We start from the raw sequence: 753 nt of genomic DNA, 5'->3' as shown, positions 1-753 counted from the left end.
TTTTTCTCGGTTTAGGTAAAGAAGTACAGCGTTCAACGACATGATGAAGACCAGCAGTACCACACCTGTTGCGTACAGTGCGTTCGCGTGAACACCACTTGCGTAAGACATTTCAATCGCGATGTTCGCGGTCAGCGTACGTGCTGAGTCGAGAATGCCTTCTGGCATTGCCGGTGCGTTACCCATCACCATGATGATTGCCATTGTCTCACCCAACGCACGACCGATACCAAGAATCACACCAGTCATGATGCCTGAACGAGCCGCAGGAACGAGCAGTTTGAAGATTGTGTAGATTTTTGAAGCGCCAAGAGCCAAAGAGCCTTCTTTGTATGCACGAGGCACAGCTCGAATAGACGTTTCAGATACCGTGATTACGGTCGGTAGAATCATCACACCAAGAACAATGATACCCGCCAAGATGGTGTTACCCGCTGGCACATTGAAGATGTCTTGAATCAAAGGAACGATGATAACGAGGCCGAAGAAGCCATACACCACCGAAGGGATACCCGCTAGCAACTCAACCGCAGGACGAATAACATCAGCCAAACGCTTAGGCGCGATTTCAGCAATGAAGATTGCGGTAAGCACACCAACAGGAACGCCAACCATCACCGCACCCGCAGTAGAGACTACAGAGGCGACAATCATTGTTGCTACGCCGTAAAGCGCAGGTGGAAGCCAGTTTTGGCCAAGAACGATGCCCGATACTCCAGCTTCTTGGAAGGCAGGAATACTCTCTCGAACAAT

Annotated in this window: 1 protein-coding gene; it reads right to left on the bottom strand. The window is 50.2% G+C overall.

Annotated features, from left to right (window positions below; translation table 11 throughout):
• On the bottom strand, positions 1 to 753 hold a 753-nt coding region (gene pstC, locus R7Z47_RS24655; RefSeq protein WP_318130738.1), incomplete at both ends, for a phosphate ABC transporter permease subunit PstC.

Origin of the sequence: Vibrio sp. 1641 (assembly GCF_033339995.1) — a bacterium.
Classification (GTDB): domain Bacteria; phylum Pseudomonadota; class Gammaproteobacteria; order Enterobacterales; family Vibrionaceae; genus Vibrio; species Vibrio alginolyticus.
Note: the sequence above shows the minus strand (reverse complement) of the source record. Positions and strands in the feature narration are given on the sequence as shown.